The sequence below is a fragment of the Deinococcus gobiensis I-0 genome (assembly GCF_000252445.1).
Lineage (GTDB): Bacteria > Deinococcota > Deinococci > Deinococcales > Deinococcaceae > Deinococcus > Deinococcus gobiensis.
Genome location: NC_017790.1, coordinates 1,584,893 through 1,604,561, shown reverse-complemented (window position 1 = coordinate 1,604,561; position 19,669 = coordinate 1,584,893). Strand labels below are relative to the sequence as shown.

At 72.5% G+C, this 19,669-nt stretch carries 14 protein-coding genes; 5 read left to right on the top strand and 9 right to left on the bottom strand.

The genetic code is table 11. From position 1 onward, the window contains the following. The first annotated feature begins 3 nt into the window (after positions 1-3). The gene (locus DGO_RS07485) at positions 4-744 is read left to right on the top strand and encodes a class I SAM-dependent methyltransferase (protein ID WP_014684882.1); all 741 of its coding nucleotides are present in this window, start codon (positions 4-6) and stop codon (positions 742-744) included. A 28-nt stretch (positions 745-772) separates the two neighbouring features. On the opposite strand, the gene DGO_RS07480 is transcribed toward DGO_RS07485, so the two are convergent. The 3 genes from DGO_RS07480 to DGO_RS07470 form a co-directional block, all read right to left on the bottom strand. Continuing rightward, positions 773-1,192, bottom strand: coding sequence for a response regulator (locus DGO_RS07480; protein WP_043801532.1), 420 nt, complete (start codon positions 1,190-1,192; stop codon positions 773-775). Next, on the bottom strand, positions 1,189-3,468 hold the full coding sequence (locus tag DGO_RS07475) for an ATP-binding protein (protein ID WP_014684880.1): 2,280 nt from the start codon (positions 3,466-3,468) through the stop codon (positions 1,189-1,191). Before DGO_RS07475 ends, DGO_RS07480 begins: the two co-directional genes overlap by 4 nt. 154 nt (positions 3,469-3,622) lie before the next feature. Continuing rightward, a complete protein-coding gene (locus tag DGO_RS07470) occupies positions 3,623-4,138 on the bottom strand; it encodes a metal-binding protein (RefSeq protein WP_014684879.1) in 516 nt (171 codons plus the stop codon). Positions 4,139-4,235: 97 nt separating this feature from the next. Here DGO_RS07470 and DGO_RS07465 point away from each other — a divergent pair, with 97 nt between their 5' ends. Beyond that, the gene (locus DGO_RS07465) at positions 4,236-6,344 is read left to right on the top strand and encodes a S8 family serine peptidase (RefSeq protein WP_014684878.1); all 2,109 of its coding nucleotides are present in this window, start codon (positions 4,236-4,238) and stop codon (positions 6,342-6,344) included. Between the two features lie 62 nt (positions 6,345-6,406). On the opposite strand, the gene DGO_RS07460 is transcribed toward DGO_RS07465, so the two are convergent. Both DGO_RS07460 and DGO_RS07455 read right to left on the bottom strand, forming a co-directional pair. Beyond that, a complete protein-coding gene (locus DGO_RS07460; protein ID WP_014684877.1) occupies positions 6,407-7,099 on the bottom strand; it encodes a hypothetical protein in 693 nt (230 codons plus the stop codon). 108 nt (positions 7,100-7,207) lie between these two features. Beyond that, a complete protein-coding gene (locus DGO_RS07455) occupies positions 7,208-8,233 on the bottom strand; it encodes an MDR family oxidoreductase (RefSeq protein ID WP_014684876.1) in 1,026 nt (341 codons plus the stop codon). Between the two features lie 160 nt (positions 8,234-8,393). Here DGO_RS07455 and DGO_RS07450 point away from each other — a divergent pair, with 160 nt between their 5' ends. Next, positions 8,394-9,527, top strand: a complete 1,134-nt coding sequence (locus tag DGO_RS07450; RefSeq protein ID WP_043801530.1) for an LCP family protein — start codon at positions 8,394-8,396, stop codon at positions 9,525-9,527. A gap of 15 nt (positions 9,528-9,542) precedes the next feature. On the opposite strand, the gene DGO_RS07445 is transcribed toward DGO_RS07450, so the two are convergent. Further along, positions 9,543-10,886 (bottom strand): cytochrome P450, encoded by a 1,344-nt coding sequence (locus DGO_RS07445; protein WP_014684874.1) that lies wholly within the window; start codon positions 10,884-10,886, stop codon positions 9,543-9,545. 142 nt (positions 10,887-11,028) lie between these two features. On the opposite strand from DGO_RS07445, the gene DGO_RS07440 reads away from it, so the two are divergent. Then, on the top strand, positions 11,029-12,708 hold the full coding sequence (locus DGO_RS07440; RefSeq protein WP_014684873.1) for an acyl-CoA carboxylase subunit beta: 1,680 nt from the start codon (positions 11,029-11,031) through the stop codon (positions 12,706-12,708). Between the two features lie 51 nt (positions 12,709-12,759). Then, positions 12,760-13,962 carry an acyl-CoA dehydrogenase family protein gene (locus DGO_RS07435; protein WP_014684872.1) on the top strand — a complete coding sequence of 401 codons (1,203 nt, stop codon included), beginning with the start codon at positions 12,760-12,762 and terminating at the stop codon, positions 13,960-13,962. Between the two features lie 56 nt (positions 13,963-14,018). Here DGO_RS07435 and DGO_RS07430 read toward each other — a convergent pair whose 3' ends face one another. From DGO_RS07430 to DGO_RS07420, 3 genes are all read right to left on the bottom strand, one after another. Then, positions 14,019-15,764 carry a C1 family peptidase gene (locus DGO_RS07430; protein WP_014684871.1) on the bottom strand — a complete coding sequence of 582 codons (1,746 nt, stop codon included), beginning with the start codon at positions 15,762-15,764 and terminating at the stop codon, positions 14,019-14,021. 121 nt (positions 15,765-15,885) lie between these two features. Beyond that, entirely contained in the window at positions 15,886-18,129 is a 2,244-nt protein-coding gene (locus DGO_RS07425) for an ATP-dependent Clp protease ATP-binding subunit (RefSeq protein WP_014684870.1), read from the bottom strand. 220 nt (positions 18,130-18,349) lie between these two features. Next, entirely contained in the window at positions 18,350-19,627 is a 1,278-nt protein-coding gene (locus DGO_RS07420) for a S41 family peptidase (RefSeq protein WP_050920719.1), read from the bottom strand. Positions 19,628-19,669: the final 42 nt, after the last annotated feature.

The window sequence follows — 19,669 nt, the reverse complement described above, 5'->3', positions numbered from 1 at the left end:
CGCGTGGACTACGACGATTTTTCCGAGCTGTACGACCACCAGTACGACCTGTACCGCGACGACCTGCACTTCTATGCCGGGCTGACCGGGCGCGTGCCCGGCCCTGTGCTGGAGATCGGCTCGGGCACCGGCCGCGTGACCACCTTCCTGGCCCGCCGGGGCGCGCAGGTCACGGGCCTGGAACCCAGCGCCCGCATGATCGGCCGGGCGCGCGAGCGGGCAGGGCGGGAAGGGCTGACCCTGGACTTCGTGCAGGGCGACGCGGGCAGCTTCTCCCTGCCGCAGCGCTTCGGGCTGATCCTCGCGCCCTTCAACGCGCTCATGCACCTCTACACGCCTGCCGAGCAGCTCGCGGCCCTGCGCAACATCCGCGCGCACCTCGCGCCGGGCGGCACCTTCGCCTTCGACCTGTACGTGCCGCGTTTCGGGGCGCTGGGCACGCTGCGCCACGAGGGCGAAACCTTCTACGCCCCGGACGGCGCGCGCACCGACGTGTTTCTGGTGCAGCGCCACGACCCGCCCGCACAGCTGCTGACCACCGAGTACTTCGCCGACACGACCACCCCGCAGGGCCAGCTCTCGCGGCGGCACTACACCCTCACGCAGCGCTACTACACCCGTTTCGAGACCGAGTGGCTGCTGCGCTGCGCGGGCTTCGCGGCCCCGCGCGTGACCGGCAGCTTCCAGGGCGGTCCCGTCACCGAGGGCAGCGAGGTGATGGTCTTTCAGGCGCAGGCCGAGTGACCCGGGCAGCGGCCCCGGGGCTGCCCGGCTAGCCCTGAACGGCGCGCGGCTGCCAGTAGGTCGCCAGTTGTGGGGCCAGCGCCATGAAGTCGCCCAGTTGCATGGGCTTGGTCATGAAGGCGTCGGCCCCCAGCTCGTAGGCGCGGAGCTCGTCCCCCTTGGCGGTGGACGTGGTGAAGATGATCACCCGCAGTGCCCGCAGCGCGGGGTCGGCGCGCACGGCGCTCAGGACGTCAAAGCCCCCCATGCGCGGCATGTTCAGGTCCAGCACCAGCAGGTCGGGCAGCCGGCCACCGCCCACCGCGCCCTGAAGCACCGCCAGGGCCTCCTCGCCGTCGTGGGCCAGCGCGATGTCCAGGACCTCCCCGTGTTGCTCGAGCGCCGCCTCCAGCAGGTAGAGGTCGGCTTCACTGTCGTCCACCAGCAGCAGCCGGGGAACGCGGGTCACGCCTCTCCCGGGTCGCCTGGGGCCGCCGGCGTGGGCAGCGTGAAGGTGAAGGCGCTGCCCCGGCCCAGCTCGGACTCGACCGTCAGGTCGCCGCCGTGCAGCTGCGCGATCTTGCGGCCCAGCGACAGCCCCAGCCCGTTGCCGGACGCGGCGTTGCGGCCCAGCCGCTGGAAGATCTGGAAGACCTTCTCGTGGTACTCGGGGGCGATCCCGGGGCCGTCGTCCCGCACGGTCACGGCCCAGCCCCCCGCACCCGGCAGCTCATGGACTTCCAGCTCCACCCGCACCGGATACGGCGCACTGAAGATCAAGGCGTTGCGCAGCAGGTGCGTGAGCAGCTCGCGCAGCCGCACCGGGTCGGCCCAGACGGTGGGCCACGCCGCAGGCAGCTCCAGGGTCGGCGCGCGCTCGGTAACCAGCGCTGCGAGTTCGGCCAGCGCGCCCCGCAGCGCGTCCTGCAGGCTGACCTCACTGAAGTGCAGCCGCGCGTCCGACTGCAGCTCGGTGTAGGCGTACAGGTCGGTGGTCAGGCCGCGCAGCCGCCCCGTCTCGCCCACGACGAAGCCGATGAGCTGCTCGGCACCGGGGTCGATCTGGCCGCCGTAGCGCAGCCGGAACAGCTCGACGAACTGCGAGATCAGCCGCACGGGCTCCTGCATATCGTGCGCGATGACGAAGGCGTACTGCCGCCACTCGGCCACCGAGCGTTCCAGGGCGTCGTTGAGCCGGCGCAGGGTGCTCAGGCGCTCGCCCAGCGCGGCGCTCAGGGTGCGTTGCAGGTCGCGCGCCTCTTCCAGCTCGCCGGGGTGCCAGGGCTCGCCGTGCGCGCGCACCCGCTCCAGGTAGGTGTCGAAGGAACGCCGGGGGCCGAGGTCGTCCTTGGCCCGGTCGGGGGTCGCGCCGCCCCAGGCGACCTCACGCACGATCTCGGGCCGGAACCACAGCACCGCCTCGTTCCAGCCGCGCCCCACGCTCAGGGCCACCAGCCCGCTCGCCTGCGGGATGACGGCCGCCCCCGGCGCCCACTCGGCGCTCAGCGACTCGGTGACGTACAGGGTCTCCTCGCCGCAGCGCGCGCGCAGCCAGCCGAGCAGCTCGGCCAGCAGCTCGGGCGCCGGCGCCGTGCCCACGGTGCGCCACTGGCCCTCGAAGTGCAGCGCCGCGCCCCCGGCCGCGAGCAGCCCCGCAAGGTCCAGCGCCGGGTCGGCCAGGGTCGCGAGCGGCGTCATGGAGTGCGTGGCCGCCGCCGTGATGCGCTCGCGCCGTTCGCGCAGGCCCTCGCGGAAGGCGTCGGTGTCGGCGCGCGACTTGAGGCGCACCTGCAAGTTGAGCAGCCGGCCCAGGTCCTCCATCGCGCTGCGGACCTCAGGCGGCACGACGTAGGGCGAGGTGTGGTGGCAGGAGATCAGGCCCCACAGCCGCCCGTCCACGACCACCGACACCGAGAGGCTCGACGCCACGCCCATGTTGCGCAGGTAGCGCAGGTGCATGGGCGAGGTCGCGCGCAGCACCGCCCCCCCGAGCTGCGCGGGCGCGCCGGTCTGCGGGTCGAGCAGGGGGCGCAGGGGCGAGGCCGGGGCGTCCACGTCGGCGGTCAGGCGCAGCAGGTGGCGCACGTACAGCGCGCGGGCCTGCGCCGGAATGTCCGACTCGGGAAAGCGGTGGCCCAGGAAGGGATGCAGGTCCTCGCGGCGGTCCTCGGCCATCACCTCGCCGGTGTTGTCGGCCGCGAAGCGGTAGAGCATCACGCGGTCCAGACCGCTGATCTCGCGCACCGCCCGCACCGCCGCCTCCGCGAGGGCCTGGAGGGTCGGCGCGCTTTCCAGGGCGAACACGGCGTTGCGCAGCAGGTGCGCCACCCGGCGGCTCGGCGCGCCCTCGGGTTCGAGCTCGACGACCCACCGCTCGCCGGTGCGGTGCGCGGTCAGGGCGAGGTCGGGAAAGCGGTCGCCGCGCCCCGCGACCCGCTCGCGGTACTGGAGGTGGTCGGGCGACCCCGGCGGCAGGGCCGAGGCCAGCGCCCGCGCCTCCTCCTCTCCGAGGAGCTCCCCCAACGACTGCCCCAGCACCGTCTCGGGCGCGGTGCCCAGAAAGGCCCCCACGTTCTCGCTGACCTGCACGGCCCGCAGACCGGCGTCCAGCACCAGCAGCGCGCCGTGCGGCTGGATGCTGCCCGGAATGTGAATCGCCTCGCGCTCACAGTTGTCGGTGGTGATCTCGGGACCGCCCAGGTACGGCGGGGGCAGCAGGTCGGGCGCGGCGCGGTGTTCTGTCACAGGGACCTGCTTCTGAGCGGCCCACGGACGAGGCGGGTGCAGGGGGCAAGGGGGAACGTGGCTCGGAGTCGGGACACAGTGATTTGCCAAGAATATCACGCAGCCTCCGGGGCATTCGGTCCCGCCGCCCGGACCGCCCGGCCGCGCCCCGGCCTCAGCGGCGGCGCAGTTTGCGCAGGCTGTGACGCACGCCGTGGTCGGGGTGAACCCCGTCGGCGATGAGGTGCAGCCACTGGCTGAGGTAGTAGCCCAGCAGCAGAGGCACGGCGAATTTCAGGCCCACGGGCTCAGGCAGTGCGGGCCACTGCCACGCCGGAAAGGCGACCCGGACGATCCCGGCCACCAGCCCCAGCAGCACGGCCACGTAGGCCAGCCGGGTCAGCGGCCCCAGCAGCCAGGTGTGCGACAGCCCCCGGTGGCTGAACATGCGGCCGTAGGGCACCCACAAAAACCCCAGCACGCCCCAGCGCCGCTTGCTGTCCACCCGGCCCTCCGAGAGGTCGAGGTCGGGCGAGAGCAGGAAGGTCCCCGCCAGGAACCCCAGCGTGAAGTTGATGGCCTGCGCGGGCGTGACCCCGATGAGGTCCTGGCGGCTCGCGGCGAGCGCCCCGGCGGCCAGGACGGCGTAGGCGGCGAGATTGATGAGGTTGTGGACACGGCCGCTGGGCATTGCGGCCCACTGTGCCACAACGGCGCGCCGCGCGCCGGGGGGAAGGCGCGTCATCCGTTCATCTGCCGTCACGTGCCATGCGTCATTCTGGGGAGACATGAAGCCGTCTGCTCCGCGCCCGAACGCCCCGCGACCCCGCTCGCCGCGCGCCGGGTTCCTCGCCGCCACGCTGGCCCTCGCCACCCTGAGCGCCTGCGGTCAGCTGAATCCGCCGCTTCAGCCCCAGACCGTCTTCCTGGGACAGGCCGCCAGCGCGTCGGCCCAGCAGGCCTTCTCCGGCACCTGGGCGGTCAAGGACGTGCCGAGCTGGCTGACTGTGTCTCCGGCGTCGGGCAGCGGCCCCGTGAACCTGACCGTCAGCGCCGACCGCGCCGCCGGGACCCCCCTGAACGCCGACCAGCGCACGCTCAGCGGCAGCTTCCAGATCACCTGGACCCTGCCGGACAAGACGGCGGGCAGCGCCACCTGGACCGTGCAGGCCGACCAGTTCCGCCTGAGTGGCCGCGTGGTGGACGCCGCCCGACTGAACGGAGCCGACGCCCGCCTGGGCGACGCGGCGCTGGGCGCGGGCACCGCCGGAGGCAGCCGGGGCGTGATCGTCACCTACCGCGAGGCCGGGGTCCGGGACGCCGTGCTGGCGGCACGGGGCAGCGTCCGCGCCCAGGCGCAGGCGAACGCCGCCGTCGCCCGCGCGACCCTGGACCGCCTGGGCGTATCGGCCGGAGCACGCTCGCCGCTGGGGAACCGCGCGGCGCTGCTCGACACCCCGGCCAGCGCCTCCGCCCTGGCGGCGCTGCGGGCCGACCCGAACGTGCTGACGGCCGTGCCCAACGTGACCCTGCACGCCCTGGCGACGCCCGCCGCACCCCTCACCCCCACCGACCAGTACGCGCCGCTACAGTGGGCCTACCCGCTGCTGGGCTACGGCGCCGTGTGGCGTGACATGGAGTCGGGCGGCTACACGAAAGCCGTCACGGTGGCGGTCGTGGACACCGGCGTGCGCTACGACCATCCCGACCTCGCGGGCCAGCTGTACGGGCCGGACGACGGCGCGCTCGACGTGATCACCACCGTGGGCAACGGCGACGGCGACGGGGCCGACACCGATCCGACCGACCCCAGCGTCGCCGGGCGCACGCTCGGCAGCCACGGCACGCACGTCACCGGCATCATCGCGGCGCGCTGGGGCCAGAACACCGCGACCTGCGCCGGGTGCAGCCCGACCGGGGTGGTGGGGGCCACCTACCGCGCCCCGGTCAAGGTGCTGCCGATCCGCGCGCTGGACAGCAGCGGCGACACCACGGCCGCCGACGTGGCGAACGCGGTGCGCTACGCCGCCGGGCTGAGTATCACCCTGGACGGCAAGACCTTCACCAACCCGCACCCGGCGCAGGTCATCAACCTCAGCCTGGGCGGGGCCGTGAGCGCGGCCGAGGGTCAGCCGATGTGCGACGCTATCGCCGACGCCCACGCCAGGGGCGCGCTGGTGGTCGCGGCGGCCGGCAACGACGGCACCACGCTGCCCTTCTACCCGGCGGCCTGCGCGGGGGCCGTGTCGGTCGCCAGCGTCACGCTCTCGGGGGGCAGCGCGCCCAAGCACGCGGTCTACAGCAACGCCTATCCCCAGGTGCAGCTCAGCGCGCCGGGAGGGGCCAGCTACCTCGCGCGCACGACCTTCAACGGCGCGGTCCTGGGCGGCTCGCCCTTCCCCGACGAGATCTTCTCGACCGGCTGGGACTATGTCAGGAACCAGCCCAACTACGAGGCCGAATCCGGCACCAGCCAGGCGGCCCCGCAGGTCTCGGCGCTGGCCGCGCTGCTGCTGAGCAAGGGCGTGACCAGCGGCCCCGACGACACCCTGGCCCGCATGGTCGCCACCGCCACCGACCTCGGCGCGGCGGGACGCGACGACCTGTTCGGCTCCGGCATGATCAACGCCGCCGCCGCCCTCAACGCCCCGGTGGTGAGCGACACGCTGGGCCTGCGCCTGCAGGACGACCAGGGCCGGGCCTTCCAGCCGCCGCTGGACGCGCTGGGCCGCTTCACGGCGTACCTGGGCGACGGCAGCTACTCGGTCGTGGCTGGACGGGACCGCAACGGCAACGGCGTCTACGGCGAAAGCGGCGAGCCGCGCACCGAGCGCCGCGTGACGCTGGGGACCGCCGCCCCGGCCACCGACTTGGGCGACCTCACTCCCACACCCTGACCGGAACAGCGCGGAGGCGGCCCGGAAGGTAAAGTCCGGGCCGCCTCCGTGTTATCTGTTCCTCAGAACGAGATCTGGGCCTGCAGCTCCTCGGAGGTGCGCCATTCGCTCTGCGCGGAGCCGTCGGTCGCGTTGACGACCGAGCCGCCGGCGCTGACCTGCCCGAGCAACGACGCGCTCGCGTCGATCTTCAGGGCGACGACGTTCCAGCCGGCCTTGGCCTTCACGGCGATCTGGACGGGCAGGCTGGCGATCTGGGAGACGTTCAGCAGCTTGGCGCAGTCCACGGTGCCGCTCAGGTAGGTGTCCTTGTCCACGTACAGCCAGGCGCGGCCGTCCACGCTGCGGCTCAGCAGCCCCGGCTTGCTGCCCCGGACGGCGCTGACCGTGCGCGTGCCGGCCCCGTCGCTGACCTGCATGTTCGCCACGAGGTAGCCGCGCGCCGAGGTGTCGCTGCTGCTCAGGCTCCCGGCGCACTGGAGGTTCGACATGACCTGCGCGGCCCCCTGGGTGCGCGCGCTCAGGGCCGAGTCCTGCGGCAGGGTCAGGGTGAAGCTCCCGTTGGAGGAGGTGGCGGCCGAGGTCCCGGCCAGCTCGGTCACGCTGACCGTACCGGTGCCCGAGGCGCTCGTGACGCGGCCCTGGATGACCGTCACGGTCGGCTGTTCCGAAGCCTGGGGCGTCGGGGTGCCGCCGCAGGAGGCGAGGGCGAGGGCGAGGGTACCGGGAACCAGGAGCTTGAGGGGCGCGCGCATACCCCCCAAGGTAGGTATTCGGCCTCACCCGATTCTGACCGCAGCGCGGAGAAAAGCCGGATTTCTCACAGCCAGTGTCTCATGAAGACCTCTGTCTGCTCATTCTGCTCATTCGGGCCAGACGTTCACGTCGATCACGGTGCGCCCCCGCACCTGTCCGGCCAGGATCTGCCCGGCCAGGGCAGGCAGGTCGCTCAGCGGCCGGACCTGCACCACGTCCCGCAGCTTCCCGGGCCCCAGGTCACGGGCGAGACGCGCCCAGGCGGCCCGGCGGCGGGGCACCGGGCAGGTCACCGAGTCGATCCCCGCCAGCGTCACGCCGCGCAGGATGAAGGGAAACACCGTTCCCCCCAGCGCGCTGCCCCCGGCCAGCCCGCAGGCCGCGACCGTGCCGTGCGTGCGCGTGCCTGCCAGCGCGCCGCGCAGGGTCTCGCCCCCCACCGTGTCCACGACCCCGGCCCACTGCTCGCGCTCCAGCGGGCGGGTCTGGGCCGGCAGCTCCTCGCGGCCGATCAGGCGGGCCGCCCCCAGGCCGCGCAGGTAGCTTTCCTCCTGCAGGCGGCCGGTACTGGCGACCACCGTGAACCCCGCCGCCGCGAGCAGGGCCACCGCCGCGCTGCCCACGCCGCCCGCCGCGCCCGTGACCAGCACCTCCCCCTGCCCGGGGCTGACCCCGTGGTCCTCCAGCGCCATGACCGCCAGCATGGCCGTGAACCCGGCCGTCCCCACGCTCATGGCCCACTCGGGCGCCGTGCCGGGCGGCAGCGGCACCAGCCAGTCGGCACGCACCCGCGCCAGTTCGGCATACCCACCGTCGCTGCGTTCCCCGATGCCCCAGCCGGTGAGGACCACCCGGTCGCCGGGTGCATAGACCCCGGTGTCGCAGCTCAGGACCTCGCCCGCGAGATCGATGCCGGGGGTCATCGGGTAAGCCTTCAGGACCCCGGGGCGGCCCGCCACCGCCAGCCCATCCTTGTAGTTCAGGCTGCTGTAGGCGACGCGCACCAGGGTGTCGCCTTCCGGGAGCGCCGCGAGTGGCAGCGTCTGGAACTCGGGGCGCACCCCCGCGTCGTCCCTGAGCATGCGCAGGGCGCGGAAGGTGTCGGGCAGGGCGGGCGCGGCAGGCTGGGTCATGGACGATTCTCCTCGGAACTGGAAGCGGGGTGGGGACCGACCGGCGGGTCATGGACTGTAGAGACGTGCCCAGCGTACCGCCTGCGCCGCACGGGCTGGGCGGCCGGCATCATCCGAAAGTGGCTTGGGTTCCCTCATGCCCTGCCGCTATGCTCGGTCGGTGCGCCGCCGTATTGTGATTTTCGTCCTCGTGCTCGCGGGTCTCGCCGCCCTGATCGCCCCCGCCGTGCCCGCCCTGAGCCGCTACGCCACCCTGCCCCGCAAGGCCGACGCGCCGCTGAACCTCGTGCTGGCCGGGCTGGACGCGCAATACGACTGGAGTTCGCCCAAGCGGCCCTTTCCGGAGATTCCGCGCAGCTTCGACACGCGCACCGACTCGCTGATGCTCGTGCAGGTCCTGCCCGGCGGACAGGTCAAGCTGCTGAGCATTCCGCGCGACACCTGGATGAACGTGCCCGGCTCGGGCTGGGGCAAGATCAACGGCGCGAACGTCCACGGCGGCCCCGAGATGGTCAAGGCGGCGGTGCAGAGCCTGACCGGCGTGCCGGTGGACGGCTACGTCTTCCTGGCGGTCAGCGCCCTGCGCGACCTGACCAATGCGGTCGGCGGCGTGACCGTGGACGTGGAACGGGCCATGAAGTACGACGACAATGCGGGCAACCTCCACATCGACCTGCAACCGGGCCGCCAGCGCCTGAGCGGCGAACAGATGGAAGGCTACCTGCGTTTCCGCAAGGACAACACCGGCGACGTGGGCCGCGTGGGCCGCCAGCAGGAATTCCTGACCGCCGCCCTGTCCAAGATGAAAAGTCCCCTGAACTGGTGGCGGCTGCCGGGCGTGATCGGCACGACCTACGGCAACACCCGCACCGACCTGACCCGCGAACAGGTGGGCGAACTGATGGGCGCGCTGCTGGGGGGCGCGAAGGTCAGCGCCTATACGGTGCCGGGCAACTTCGGGCAGTCCACCTGGATTCCGGACCGCGCGGCCCTGAACACCCTGGTCGGCGAGCAGTTCCGCGATCCGGGCGACCCGCGCGGCCTGCGGGTAGGCGTAGCGAACATCGACGCGCCCGACGGCAGCGCGCGGCGGCTGGTCCAGCGCCTCCAGGCGGCCGGCTACCAGAACGTGAGCATCGTGGACGAGCCGCGCCGCAGCCTGGGGACCACGGCCGTCGCGGGCACGGGCGCGGCGCGGCTGCTGCGCGACCTGGGCTACGGCGGCGTGGGCGGCGACAGCGCGCCCGGCACCGACGTGACCGTACGGCTGGGCAGCGACACGCCGGCCGAGTGAGGCCCGCGCCCGGCCTCAGCCCACCCGCGCGCGGACTGGGCCGCCCGGCTTGAGGGTCACGCCGGCCTGAAGGCGGGTCGGCCCGCCGCCCGGCACGTCGAGGGTGAAGTCGCGCAGCAGCAGGGCCGAGATCAGGGTGGCTTCGAGCAGCGCGAGGTGGTTGCCGATGCACATGCGCGCGCCCGCCCCGAAGGGCATGAAGGCGTCCGGGGTCCGCGCGCCGCCCAGCCAGCGCTCCGGATCGAAGGCGTCGGGGCGGGGCCAGAAGCGGGCGCTGCGCTGGATGAGAAAGATATTCACGCTGACGTTCTCGCCGGGAGCGGCCGCGAAGCCGCCCACCGTCGCGGGCGAGGTCGCCTGCCGGGGCAGCAGCCACGCGGGCGGGTAGAGCCGCAGCGTCTCCTGGATGCAGGCCCCCAGCAGCGGCAGGGCGCGCAGGTCGGCGGCGGTGGGCGTCCGGTCCCCCAGCACCTCGCGGACCTCGGCCTGCACGCGGGCACGCCACTCGGGGGCGCGCGACAGCTCCAGCAGCAGGAAGGTCAGCAGCGTGGCGGTCGTCTCGTGGCCGGCCAGGAACAGGGTCATGACCTCGTCGCGCAGCTCGGCGTCGCTCAGGCCGCCGCCCTCCTCGTCGCGGGCGGCGAGCAGCAGGCCCAGCAGGTCGTCGCCCGCATGGGCCGCCGCGCGGCGCTCGGCGATGATGCGCGCCACGACCGCGTCGAGCGCCGCCCCCGAGGCCCGGGCCCGCCGGGCGGCCGGGGTGGGCAGCGCGTCCAGGTCGAGCACCGCGCGGGTGCGGGCGGTCGCGTACTCCAGGAGGGGCGGCAGCTCGCGCTCGACCACCCGCAGGTCCTCGTCGCGCAGCGCCGTGCCGAACAGCGCCGCCGCCACCGCCCGCAACGTGACATGCAGCATCTCGGTCCCGACTTCGACCTCCGCTCCCCCGTTCCTGGCCGCCGCCAGGCGCGCGAGCAGCGGCCGGGTCGCCCCCACGATCTCGCCGGAGAGGCGGTCGAGCGCCGCGCGGTGGAAGGCCGGCTGCATCATGCGGCGGTGGGTGCGCCACGTCTCACCGTCGGCCGTGAGTAGACCGTCGCCCAGCACGTCCCGCAGTTTCTGGATGCCCCGGCCCTTGCGGAAGCGCCCCGACTGCGCCACGAGCACCTCGCGGGCCGCGGCCGGCTCGCAGATCATCAGGACGCGGCGCGGCCCGAAGCGCACGCTGAACAGGTCGCCGTAGCCTGCGCGCACGTGGCGGAGGTAGCCCAGCGCGTCGGCGCGCAGATCGGGCAGGCTGCCCAGCAGGGCGTGTCCACGGGGACCGGCGGGCCAGTCGGAGGGCGTGCGGGCCTGAGTCATGGGGGCATTGTGCGCTTCCGCAGGGCTGGCCGGAAAGCCCGTGTCGTGGTAGCCAGTCCTCTCTGCCCGCCGCCGGCCACCAGTCTCCCCCGGTACACCTAACAAACGCCCGTTAGGCAGATTTGCTATGCTGGGGCCACACATGACCGTATCCGATTCCAACGCTCCGGCGTCGGCCGTTCCCGCCTGGGCCGACGCCCTGGCCCGGCTGGCGGCCGACCGCGCCCGCGTCCAGGCCGGGGGCGGGGCCAAGGCCCAGGCCCGGCAGCACGACAAGGGCCGCCTGACCGCCCGCGAGCGCATCGCGCGCCTCGTGGACCCCGGCACCCCCTTCGACGAACTCCTGACCTTCGCGGGCTGGGACATGTACCCCGAGGCGGGCGGGTGTCCCTCGGGCGGCGTGGTCACGGGCATCGGCCTCGTCGCCGGGCGGCCCTGGATGATCATCGCCAACGACGCGACCGTCAAGGCGGGGGCCTTCTTTCCCATCACGGCCAAGAAGGTGATCCGCGCGCAGACCATCGCCCTGGAAAACGCGCTGCCGGTGGCGTACCTGGTGGACTCGGCGGGCGTGTACCTGCCGATGCAGGACGAGATCTTTCCCGACCAGGACGACTTCGGGCGGGTCTTTTACCTCAACGCGCGGATGTCGGCGCTGGGCATTCCGCAGGTCGCGGCGATCATGGGCAACTGCGTGGCGGGCGGGGCCTACCTGCCGGTCATGTGCGACACGGTGATCATGACCGAAGGGTCGGGCCTGTACCTCGCCGGGCCGGCCCTGGTGCGCGCGGCCATCGGGCAGGTCGTGGACTCCGAGGAACTGGGCGGGGCCGACATGCACGCGGCCATCGCCGGCACGGTGGACTACAAGGAGAAGGACGACGAGGCGGCGCTGCGGCGGCTGCGCGCCCTGGCCGACCTGTACGCGCAGGGCGACCTCGCCCCCTTCGCCCGGCGGCGGCGCGAGGTGGTGCCCGCCCCGGAGCGCGACCTGACCGAACTCGTGGGCTTCGACGGCGCGAAGCCCTACGACGTGCGCGAGCTCATCGCGGCCCTCAGCGACGGCGGCCCGGACGGCCAGCCGGGCTTCCACGAGTTCAAGGCCGAGTACGGCGAGACGCTCGTGTGCGGCTTCGCGCGGGTGGGCGGCTACCCGGTGGGCTTCGTGGCGAACCAGCGCACCGTCATCAAGAAGAAGCTCAAGGCCGGGGGCGAGCCGGGGCTGCGCTCGCGCATCGAGGTCGGCGGCGTGATCTACGGCGATAGCGCCGACAAGGCTGCGCGCTTCATCCTCGACGCCAACCAGGCCGGCGTGCCGCTGATCTTCCTGTCGGACGTGACCGGCTTCATGGTGGGCCGCGACAGCGAGCAGGAAGGCATCATCCGGCGCGGGGCCAAGCTGGTGAACGCCGTGAGCAACAGCGTGGTGCCCAAGATCACCGTGATCACAGGCGGCAGTTTCGGGGCGGGCAACTACGCCATGAACGGCAAGGCCTACGGGCCGCGTTTCCTGTTCGCGTGGCCCAGCGCCAAATACGCCGTCATGAGCGGCAACGCGGCGGCCAAGACGCTGCTCGACATCCAGCTCGCGGCCCTGAAGCGCGCGGGCCACGAGCCCGACGACGAGGAACTCGCCCGCCTGTACGCCGAGGTCAAGGCCAAGTACGACACCGAACTCGACCCCCGCTACGCCGCCGCCCGCCTGTGGGTGGACGAGATCATCCCGCCGCAGCAGACCCGCGAGCGCCTCATCCGCGCGCTGGAGGCCTGCGCCCAGAACCCCCGCCAGGAGGAGTTCAAGGTGGGCGTCTTCCAGGTCTAGCCCCTTGCGTTTCGCCGCGTTCCTTCCCCGACCTTTCCCCGGAGGCCCACCATGACGAGCACCCTGACCCCCCCCACCAACCCCAACGTGACCCCCCAGAGCGGCGACCAGCGCACCATTCTTTCGGCGCTGCGCGGCTTCCTCAAAGACCGCGTGGAACCCGGCGCGGCCGAGCGTGACCAGACCGGCGAGTTCCCGCACGACATCGTGCGCGGGCTGGGCGAACTGGGCATCATGGGCGCGCAGACGCCTGAAATCTACGGCGGCTCGGAGCTGGACACGGCCACCTTCGCCATGATCATCGAGGAGATCGCGGCGGTGGACGGCAGCCTGTGCCTGACGGTCGCCTCGCACAACTCGCTGTGCCAGGGCCACATCCTGATCGGGGGCACCGAGGCCCAGAAGCGCAAGTTCCTGCCCGACCTCGCCAGCGCGCGCAAGCTCGGCGCCTGGGGCCTGACCGAACCCGGCAGCGGCAGCGACAGCGGCGGCATGACCTCGCGCGCCGCCGAGCAGCCGGACGGCTCGTGGGTCCTGAACGGCTCGAAGAACTTCATCACCCAGGGCAGCGTGGGCGGCACCTACGTCGTGCTGGCGCGCACCGACCCCGCGCGGGAAGGCCGGGGCAAGAACGACGGCATCAGCGCGTTCGTGTTCAACCGCGACGAGGTGCAGGGCTTTTCCATCGGCCGCAAGGAGGACAAGCTGGGCCTGCGCTCCAGCGACACCGCGCAGCTCATCTTCGAGGACATCCACCTGCCTGCCGGCGCCCTGCTGGGCGAGCGCGGCAACGCCTTCAAGGACGTGATGCGCGTGCTGGACGGCGGCCGGGTGGGTATCGCCGCGATGGGCCTGGGGCTGGGCCGCGCCGCCTTCGAGTACGCCGCGCGCTACACGCTGGGCCGCGAGCAGTTCGGCAAGCCGATTGCCCACAACCAGAACCTCGCCTTCCGGCTGGCCGACCTCGACACCCGCCTGGAAGCCGCCCGGCTGCTCATCCGCAAGGCCGCCGACCTCAAGGACGCGGGGCAGAACTTCACCGTGCCCGTCGCCCGCGCCAAACTGTTCGCCACGACGGTCGGTGTCGAGGCCTGCGACGAGGCGATCCAGATGCTCGGCGGCTACGGCTACATCAAGGAGTACCCCGTCGAGCGGTTCTGGCGCGACAACCGCCTGACCCGCATCGGTGAGGGCACGGACGAGGTGCAGCGCCTGGTCATCAGCCGCGACGTGCTCCGGCGCTTCGCGGACTGAGCGTCGGGGGCGCGGGGGACCGGATTGGCACCGGCATCCGGTCCCCCACGCTCCCTTCAGTCCACGACCCGCGCGTACTTGAAGGTGTACTTCCTGGCCCAGTTCAGGGGCACGTAGGCGAAGCCCGAGTCGCCCCAGCAGTCGCCCCAGGAATTGCGCAGGACGAGGTAGCCGCCCGGCGTCCAGCGGCTCTGCGGCAGGTATTGCCTCGTCTCGGTCTCGTTCAGGTAGTCCACGAGCACGACGGCGTGATTGCTGTAGGGCGCGGGAGTGTCGTCGGTCGCGGGTAGCGGCGTCAGGTCGGGCACGAAGCCCGAGGCGTCGGGTTGCAGGTAGCGGGCGTCCACCGAGACGACCACCGGGGCCGTCCAGGAGGCCACCGCGTAGCTCTGGATGCGGGTCGTGTTGGCCGCCGCGTTGGCCGAGGTGGTCGGCGGGCGGTACCACGCGTCCACCTTGCCGCCCCAGTCGATGGGCTGCGCGGCGTACAGGTTGGTGTTGCCCGCGACGTTCAGGACACCGCAGACCTTGAAGCCCACCTTGACGCACACGACCGGGTACTCGTGACTCGTCTCGCTGCACCACGTCTGGACCTTGCCCGCGGCGTTGGCGAAGGTCGCGTCGTAGCCCTGGCAGACCCCGGCATAGGTCGGCCCACCCCACGAACTCGCCGCGTTGTAGTACCACGACGTTTCGAGCACCGGGCTGTAGCGGCGGTCGAACACGGCCTTGAAGGCGGCGATGGTGTCCTCGCCGTCGCTGGCCGCCTGGGCCAGCAGCGCGCCGTCCTGCCGGTTCACGTCGTATTTCACGAAGGCGGTGGTGGCCTGCTCGCTGAAGTTCCAGCGTTTGCCGTTCGTCGCCTGGGCCCTGCGGTCCTCCATGAAGGCGGTCAGGGCGAAGGCCCAGCACGTTCCCCGGGTGCCCTGCGACTTGACCGAGGTCCAGCGCGCGGCACTGGGCAGAAAGCCCGCGTAGTGGTACAGGCCAGTGCTGCTCCAGCCTTCGCAGCGGTTCTTGCGACCCGCGCGGTCGTAATACCCCTTGCCGAAGATGTTGATGGCTCCGTCCTCCTCGGCGGGGTTGTCCAGGGTCTGACCGGACAGCGCCTTCACCTCCCGCCCCGGCGACTTCAGGCTGCCGCCCACCCGGTTCATGGCCGTCTCCAGGCGGGCGCGGGCGGCCCTGACCGTGTCGAGGTCGGCCCCCTCCAGGCGCGCCGGGTCGGTCAGCTCGTAGGGGCGCAGGTCCACGCCGCCGCGCGCCGCCGCGTCCTGCAACGCGCGGTAGTCGTTGGCGTAGGCGGGACGCTGCACGGTCACGTCGGCCAGGGCGCGCAGCGCCACCACGTAGCCGGGCAGCTCGGTCACGGGCCTGTTGATCCTGACGGTGCCCGCGCCCCCGTCGCCGGGCATCTGGAGCAGGCTGGTGTCGCCCGGCGCGCCGCTCAGGTCACCCAGCGAGGCCAGCAGCGCCGGGTCCAGTCGCCCGACCTCGTCCTTCCAGGCGCCGGCCCGCCCGGCTGCCCCGGCGTCCTGACGCCGCAGTTCCTCCGAGGTCACGAACCGGAACTGCCCGCTGGCGACCGCGTCGGCCAGGCTGGCCGCGTCCACGGTCTGTGCCCAGCCGGGTATGGCGGCCTCGTCCACGGCCGGTCCCGCTTGCAGGGTCGCGCGCTGCTCGGCGCTCAGGCCGTCCCCGGGACCGGGCGGGGTGGCGCCGCCTCCCCCACTCCCCCCACCACACGCCGCCAGCACCAGGGCCAGAGTGACCGCCAGACCGCCCCACCGTTTCTTGTTCATGGTCTTTCCCCCTTGCCCGGCATGGTGCGTGGGGGTGCGTTGCGGGGGCGTTGCAGGAGGGCGAACCCAAACAGCAGGCCCCCTCTCACGCGGAAAGGGGGCCGGAGGGGGCGCAGAAGTGCTACGCCAGAATCTGACGGGGCGCGGCCTGCTCGCCCTTTTCGAAGGCGATGCCGTTTTCGCCCAGCACCACGCGCACTTCCTCGCTGCCGTTGCCGATGAGTTCCAGGGCCAGCGGGTCCTCGATCTCCTCCCGGACCAGCGTGCGCAGCTGCCGCGAACTGCCGACCGCGTGCTTGGGGCTGCGGGCCTTGAGCTTGCCGACCAGCCACGCGGCGATGGCCGGGTCGAAGGTGACGTTCAGCTCGCGGCTGGCGAGTTCCTCGCGCATCTCGCCCATGAGCTGCTGGGCCACGCGCACGAGTTCCTCCTCGCCCAGCGACTTGAAGCGGATCACGTCGTCGAGGCGGTCGAGGAATTCGGGCGTGAAGATGTGCCGCAACGGCGCGTTGTTGTCGGGCGTGACCGGCGAGAAGCCCACCGTGGGGTTCACGTTGAAGCCGGTGTTGCTCGTCATGATGATGATGGTGCGCCGGAAATCCACCGTGCGGCCCAGCCCGTCGGTCAGGCGGCCGTCGTCGAGCACCTGGAGGAAGGTGTTGTACACGTCCGGGTGCGCCTTCTCGATCTCGTCGAGCAGGATCACGCTGAAGGGCTGGCGGCGCACGGCCTCGGTCAGGCGGCCGCCCTGCTCGAAGCCCACGTAGCCGGGAGGCGACCCGATGAGCTTGGAGACGCTGTGCGACTCCTGGAACTCGGACATGTCCACCCGGATCAGCGCGCGCTCGCTGCCGAACAGGCTGCGGGCCAGCGCCTTGGCGAGGTGGGTCTTGCCCACGCCGCTCGGGCCGACGAACAGGAAGCTCGCGGCGACGCGGGTGCGCCCGCCCAGGCCCACGCGGGCGCGGCGCAGCGCCGAACTCAGGGCCTTGATGGCGTCGGGCTGCCCGTACACCTGATCCTGGAGGTTCTGGTCGAGGTCGCCGAGCTGCGCGGCCGTCTCCTCGCTGTAGATGCCGCCCATCGAGTTGATGACGGCCTCCATGTCCTCGCGGGTCACGACCGGCTCGCCGTCCTCGTTCTCGGCGATGGGCAGGCCCACGCTCATGTTCAGCCGGACGCGGCTGGCCGCCTCGTCGATGAGGTCGATGGCCTTGTCGGGGAAGTTACGCCCCGGCAGGCTGCGCTCGCCGATGCGCACGGCGAGTTCCAGGGCGTTGTCCGGAATCTGGACACCGTGGTGCTCCTCGTACTTGGGCCGCAGGCCGCGCAGGATTTGCAGCGTCTCGGCGGGGCTGGGCTCCAGCACGATCACCGGCTGGAAGCGGCGCTCCAGGGCGGCGTCCTTCTCGATGTAGCGGTGGTACTCGCCCGTGGTCGTCGCGCCGATCACCTGGATCTCGCCGCGCGACAGGGCGGGCTTGAGGATGTTCGCGGCGTCCAGCGTGCCCTCGGCGCCGCCCGCCCCGACCAGGGTGTGCAGCTCGTCGATGAAGGCCATCACCTTGGCGTTGCGCAGCTCCTCGATGATCTGGCGCAGGCGTTCCTCGAACTCGCCGCGGTATTTGGTGCCCGCGACCACGCCGCTCAGGTCCAGGCTGACCAGCCGCACGTTGTGCAGGTTGGGCGGCGTGCGCTTCTCGTGGATGGCCAGGGCCAGCCCTTCCACGATCGCGGTCTTGCCCACGCCGGGGTCCCCGATCAATACGGGGTTGTTCTTGGTGCGGCGGGTGAGGATCTGCGTGACGCGGCGGATTTCCTCGCTGCGCCCGATCACGGGGTCGAGCTTGCCCTCGCGCGCCCACTTCGTCAGGTCGCGGCCGTACTCGTCGAGGAAGGGCGTGGCGACCGGCTTGGCGGGCTTGCCTCCCCCTTGCTCGCCCTGCGCGAGGATGCGCCAGCGGATGGTGTCCACGTCCTTGGTGAGTTCCTGGAGGATGCGGAAGGCCACGCCGTCGCCCTCGCGGATGATGCCCAGCAGGATGTGCTCGGTCGAGGTGACCTGCGCGCCCAGGCCACGGGCCTCGCTGCTGGCGAGTTCCATGACGCGCCGGGCGCGCGGGGTGATGCTGGGGGCGTCGTTGAGGCGGTTGCCCTCGCCGCGCCCGATGATTTCCTCGACGCGGCGGCGCAGGCCGTCGAGCGAGGCTCCGAATTCCCCGAGGATGCCGGCGGCGGTGCCGCCTTCACGCATCAGGCCCAGCAGCAGGTGTTCCGGGCCGACCATCGCGTGGCCCAGGCGGTTGCCCTCCTCGCGGGCGTAATGAAACACCAGGCGGGCGCGGTCGTCGTATCGGTTGGTCATTTGGCTTCCCCCTGATGTGGGTGCGTGGCGGCGTCGAGAAGGGTTCCGTCCGGCGAGGCGGCGGGGCGTATCACGGCGTCCCGCCCCCGTTTGTCGCGGGCTGGGCCGAACCGGTCGGAGTGTGGCACGCCGTCAGGATAGCGCCGCCGCGCGGCCCGGAGCGCGCCTAGTCTTACCTTTGCGCTGAGCGCCGCGCCGACCTCGCGGCCGGACCCGGACCTCATTTCTGCGCCGCCGGGACGGGCGCGGCCGGGGCCAGGACCTCCAGGGCCGCGTTCAGGACCGTGTCCTCGCCGCGCATGGTCAGGGCGTTCAGGTCGCTGGGCGCCGCGAGGTCGGGCGTCACGCGCTCCGGCAGCGGCTGATCGTCGCGGCCATAGGCGCGCAGCACCGTCACCGCCAGCACGCCGCCGTCGGGCAGGTTCTGGAAGACCACACCGCTGTTGCCCACGCCCCGCGTCGTCTCGCCCACCACGCGCGCCCCGGCCCGCTGCGCGTACACGCTGAAGACCTCGGCGCACGAGGCCGTGTTCGGGCCGACGAGCACCGCCGAGGGACCGGTCCACACCCGCTGGTCCGGCGCGGCGAACAGGGTGTCGAGATAGCGGCCCTCCTCGCCGTCCAGGCCGGTGTAGGTGTACCCCCCCACCCGGAACTGCGTCTTGTAGATCACCGGGCCGTAGATGCTCGCGGCCGCCACGCACTGGTTCAGGCTGCCGCCGCCGTTGTAGCGCAGGTCCACGACCAGGGCCCGGGCACCGGCCGCCTGCGCCTCGCGCACCCGCGCCAGGAACTGCCGCGCCGAGTCGTCGGGCAGGAAGGTCGGGAAGTCGATGACCGCCACCTTGCCGTCCGCGCCCGCCCAGCTCAGGGTGGGCACGTCGCGGGCCTGGAGGCGGGCGGGGGTCAGGGTCAGGGTCTGTTCGGGCGCACCGGCCCGCTGCACCGTCAGCTCGATGGGGGCTCCGGCACGCTCCAGACGCACGAAATCGTTCGGGCCGACTGGGGCGTTCTGGCCGCCCTGCCTGCCCGCCGCCTGTCCCCCCACGGTCCCGAGCAGGTCGAAGCGCCGCAGGCCCGCGCGCTCGGCCGGGCTGCCGGGCGTCACCGACACCACCAGCAGCCCGCCCTCGGCGCGCACGGTGCGCAGGCCGGTGCGCTGCACGGCGAGGTTCTGCGAGATCTCGCGCAGGCGTTCGGCCCCCTCGGGATCACGCACGTTGGTGTGGTCGTCCCCGAAGGCCCCGAACAGGTCGCCCAGCACCGCGCGGCCGGTCGCGTAGTCGCAGGCGTCCCCCTGCGGCGCGCAGCGTTCCGAGAGCTTCTGGGCGTACTCGCCGGCCAGCAGGCTGAAATTCCGGGTGGCCCAGCCGTAGTAGCTGTCGTTCACCGCCCGCGTGGCCGCGCTGTAGAGGTCGGTGGCCGGACTGGCATGTGCCCCCCCGGCCAGAGGCAGGGCGAGCAGGGCCAGCAGGAGAGCGCGGCGCGGTTCAGGCACGGCTTCAGGCTAGCGCGCCGCCCCCCGGTGAAAGAGAGCCAA

Bases quoted from the DNA above. Each gene is read 5' to 3' on its own strand.
- DGO_RS07445 (WP_014684874.1), bottom strand. From the start codon at position 10,886: ATGACTCAGGCCCGCACGCCCTCCGACTGGCCCGCCGGTCCCCGTGGA.
- DGO_RS07455 (WP_014684876.1), bottom strand. From the start codon at position 8,233: ATGACCCAGCCTGCCGCGCCCGCCCTGCCCGACACCTTCCGCGCCCTG.
- DGO_RS07440 (WP_014684873.1), top strand. From the start codon at position 11,029: ATGACCGTATCCGATTCCAACGCTCCGGCGTCGGCCGTTCCCGCCTGG.
- DGO_RS07425 (WP_014684870.1), bottom strand. From the start codon at position 18,129: ATGACCAACCGATACGACGACCGCGCCCGCCTGGTGTTTCATTACGCC.
- DGO_RS07430 (WP_014684871.1), bottom strand. From the start codon at position 15,764: ATGAACAAGAAACGGTGGGGCGGTCTGGCGGTCACTCTGGCCCTGGTG.
- DGO_RS07460 (WP_014684877.1), bottom strand. From the start codon at position 7,099: ATGCGCGCGCCCCTCAAGCTCCTGGTTCCCGGTACCCTCGCCCTCGCC.
- DGO_RS07465 (WP_014684878.1), top strand. From the start codon at position 4,236: ATGAAGCCGTCTGCTCCGCGCCCGAACGCCCCGCGACCCCGCTCGCCG.
- DGO_RS07470 (WP_014684879.1), bottom strand. From the start codon at position 4,138: ATGCCCAGCGGCCGTGTCCACAACCTCATCAATCTCGCCGCCTACGCC.
- DGO_RS07435 (WP_014684872.1), top strand. From the start codon at position 12,760: ATGACGAGCACCCTGACCCCCCCCACCAACCCCAACGTGACCCCCCAG.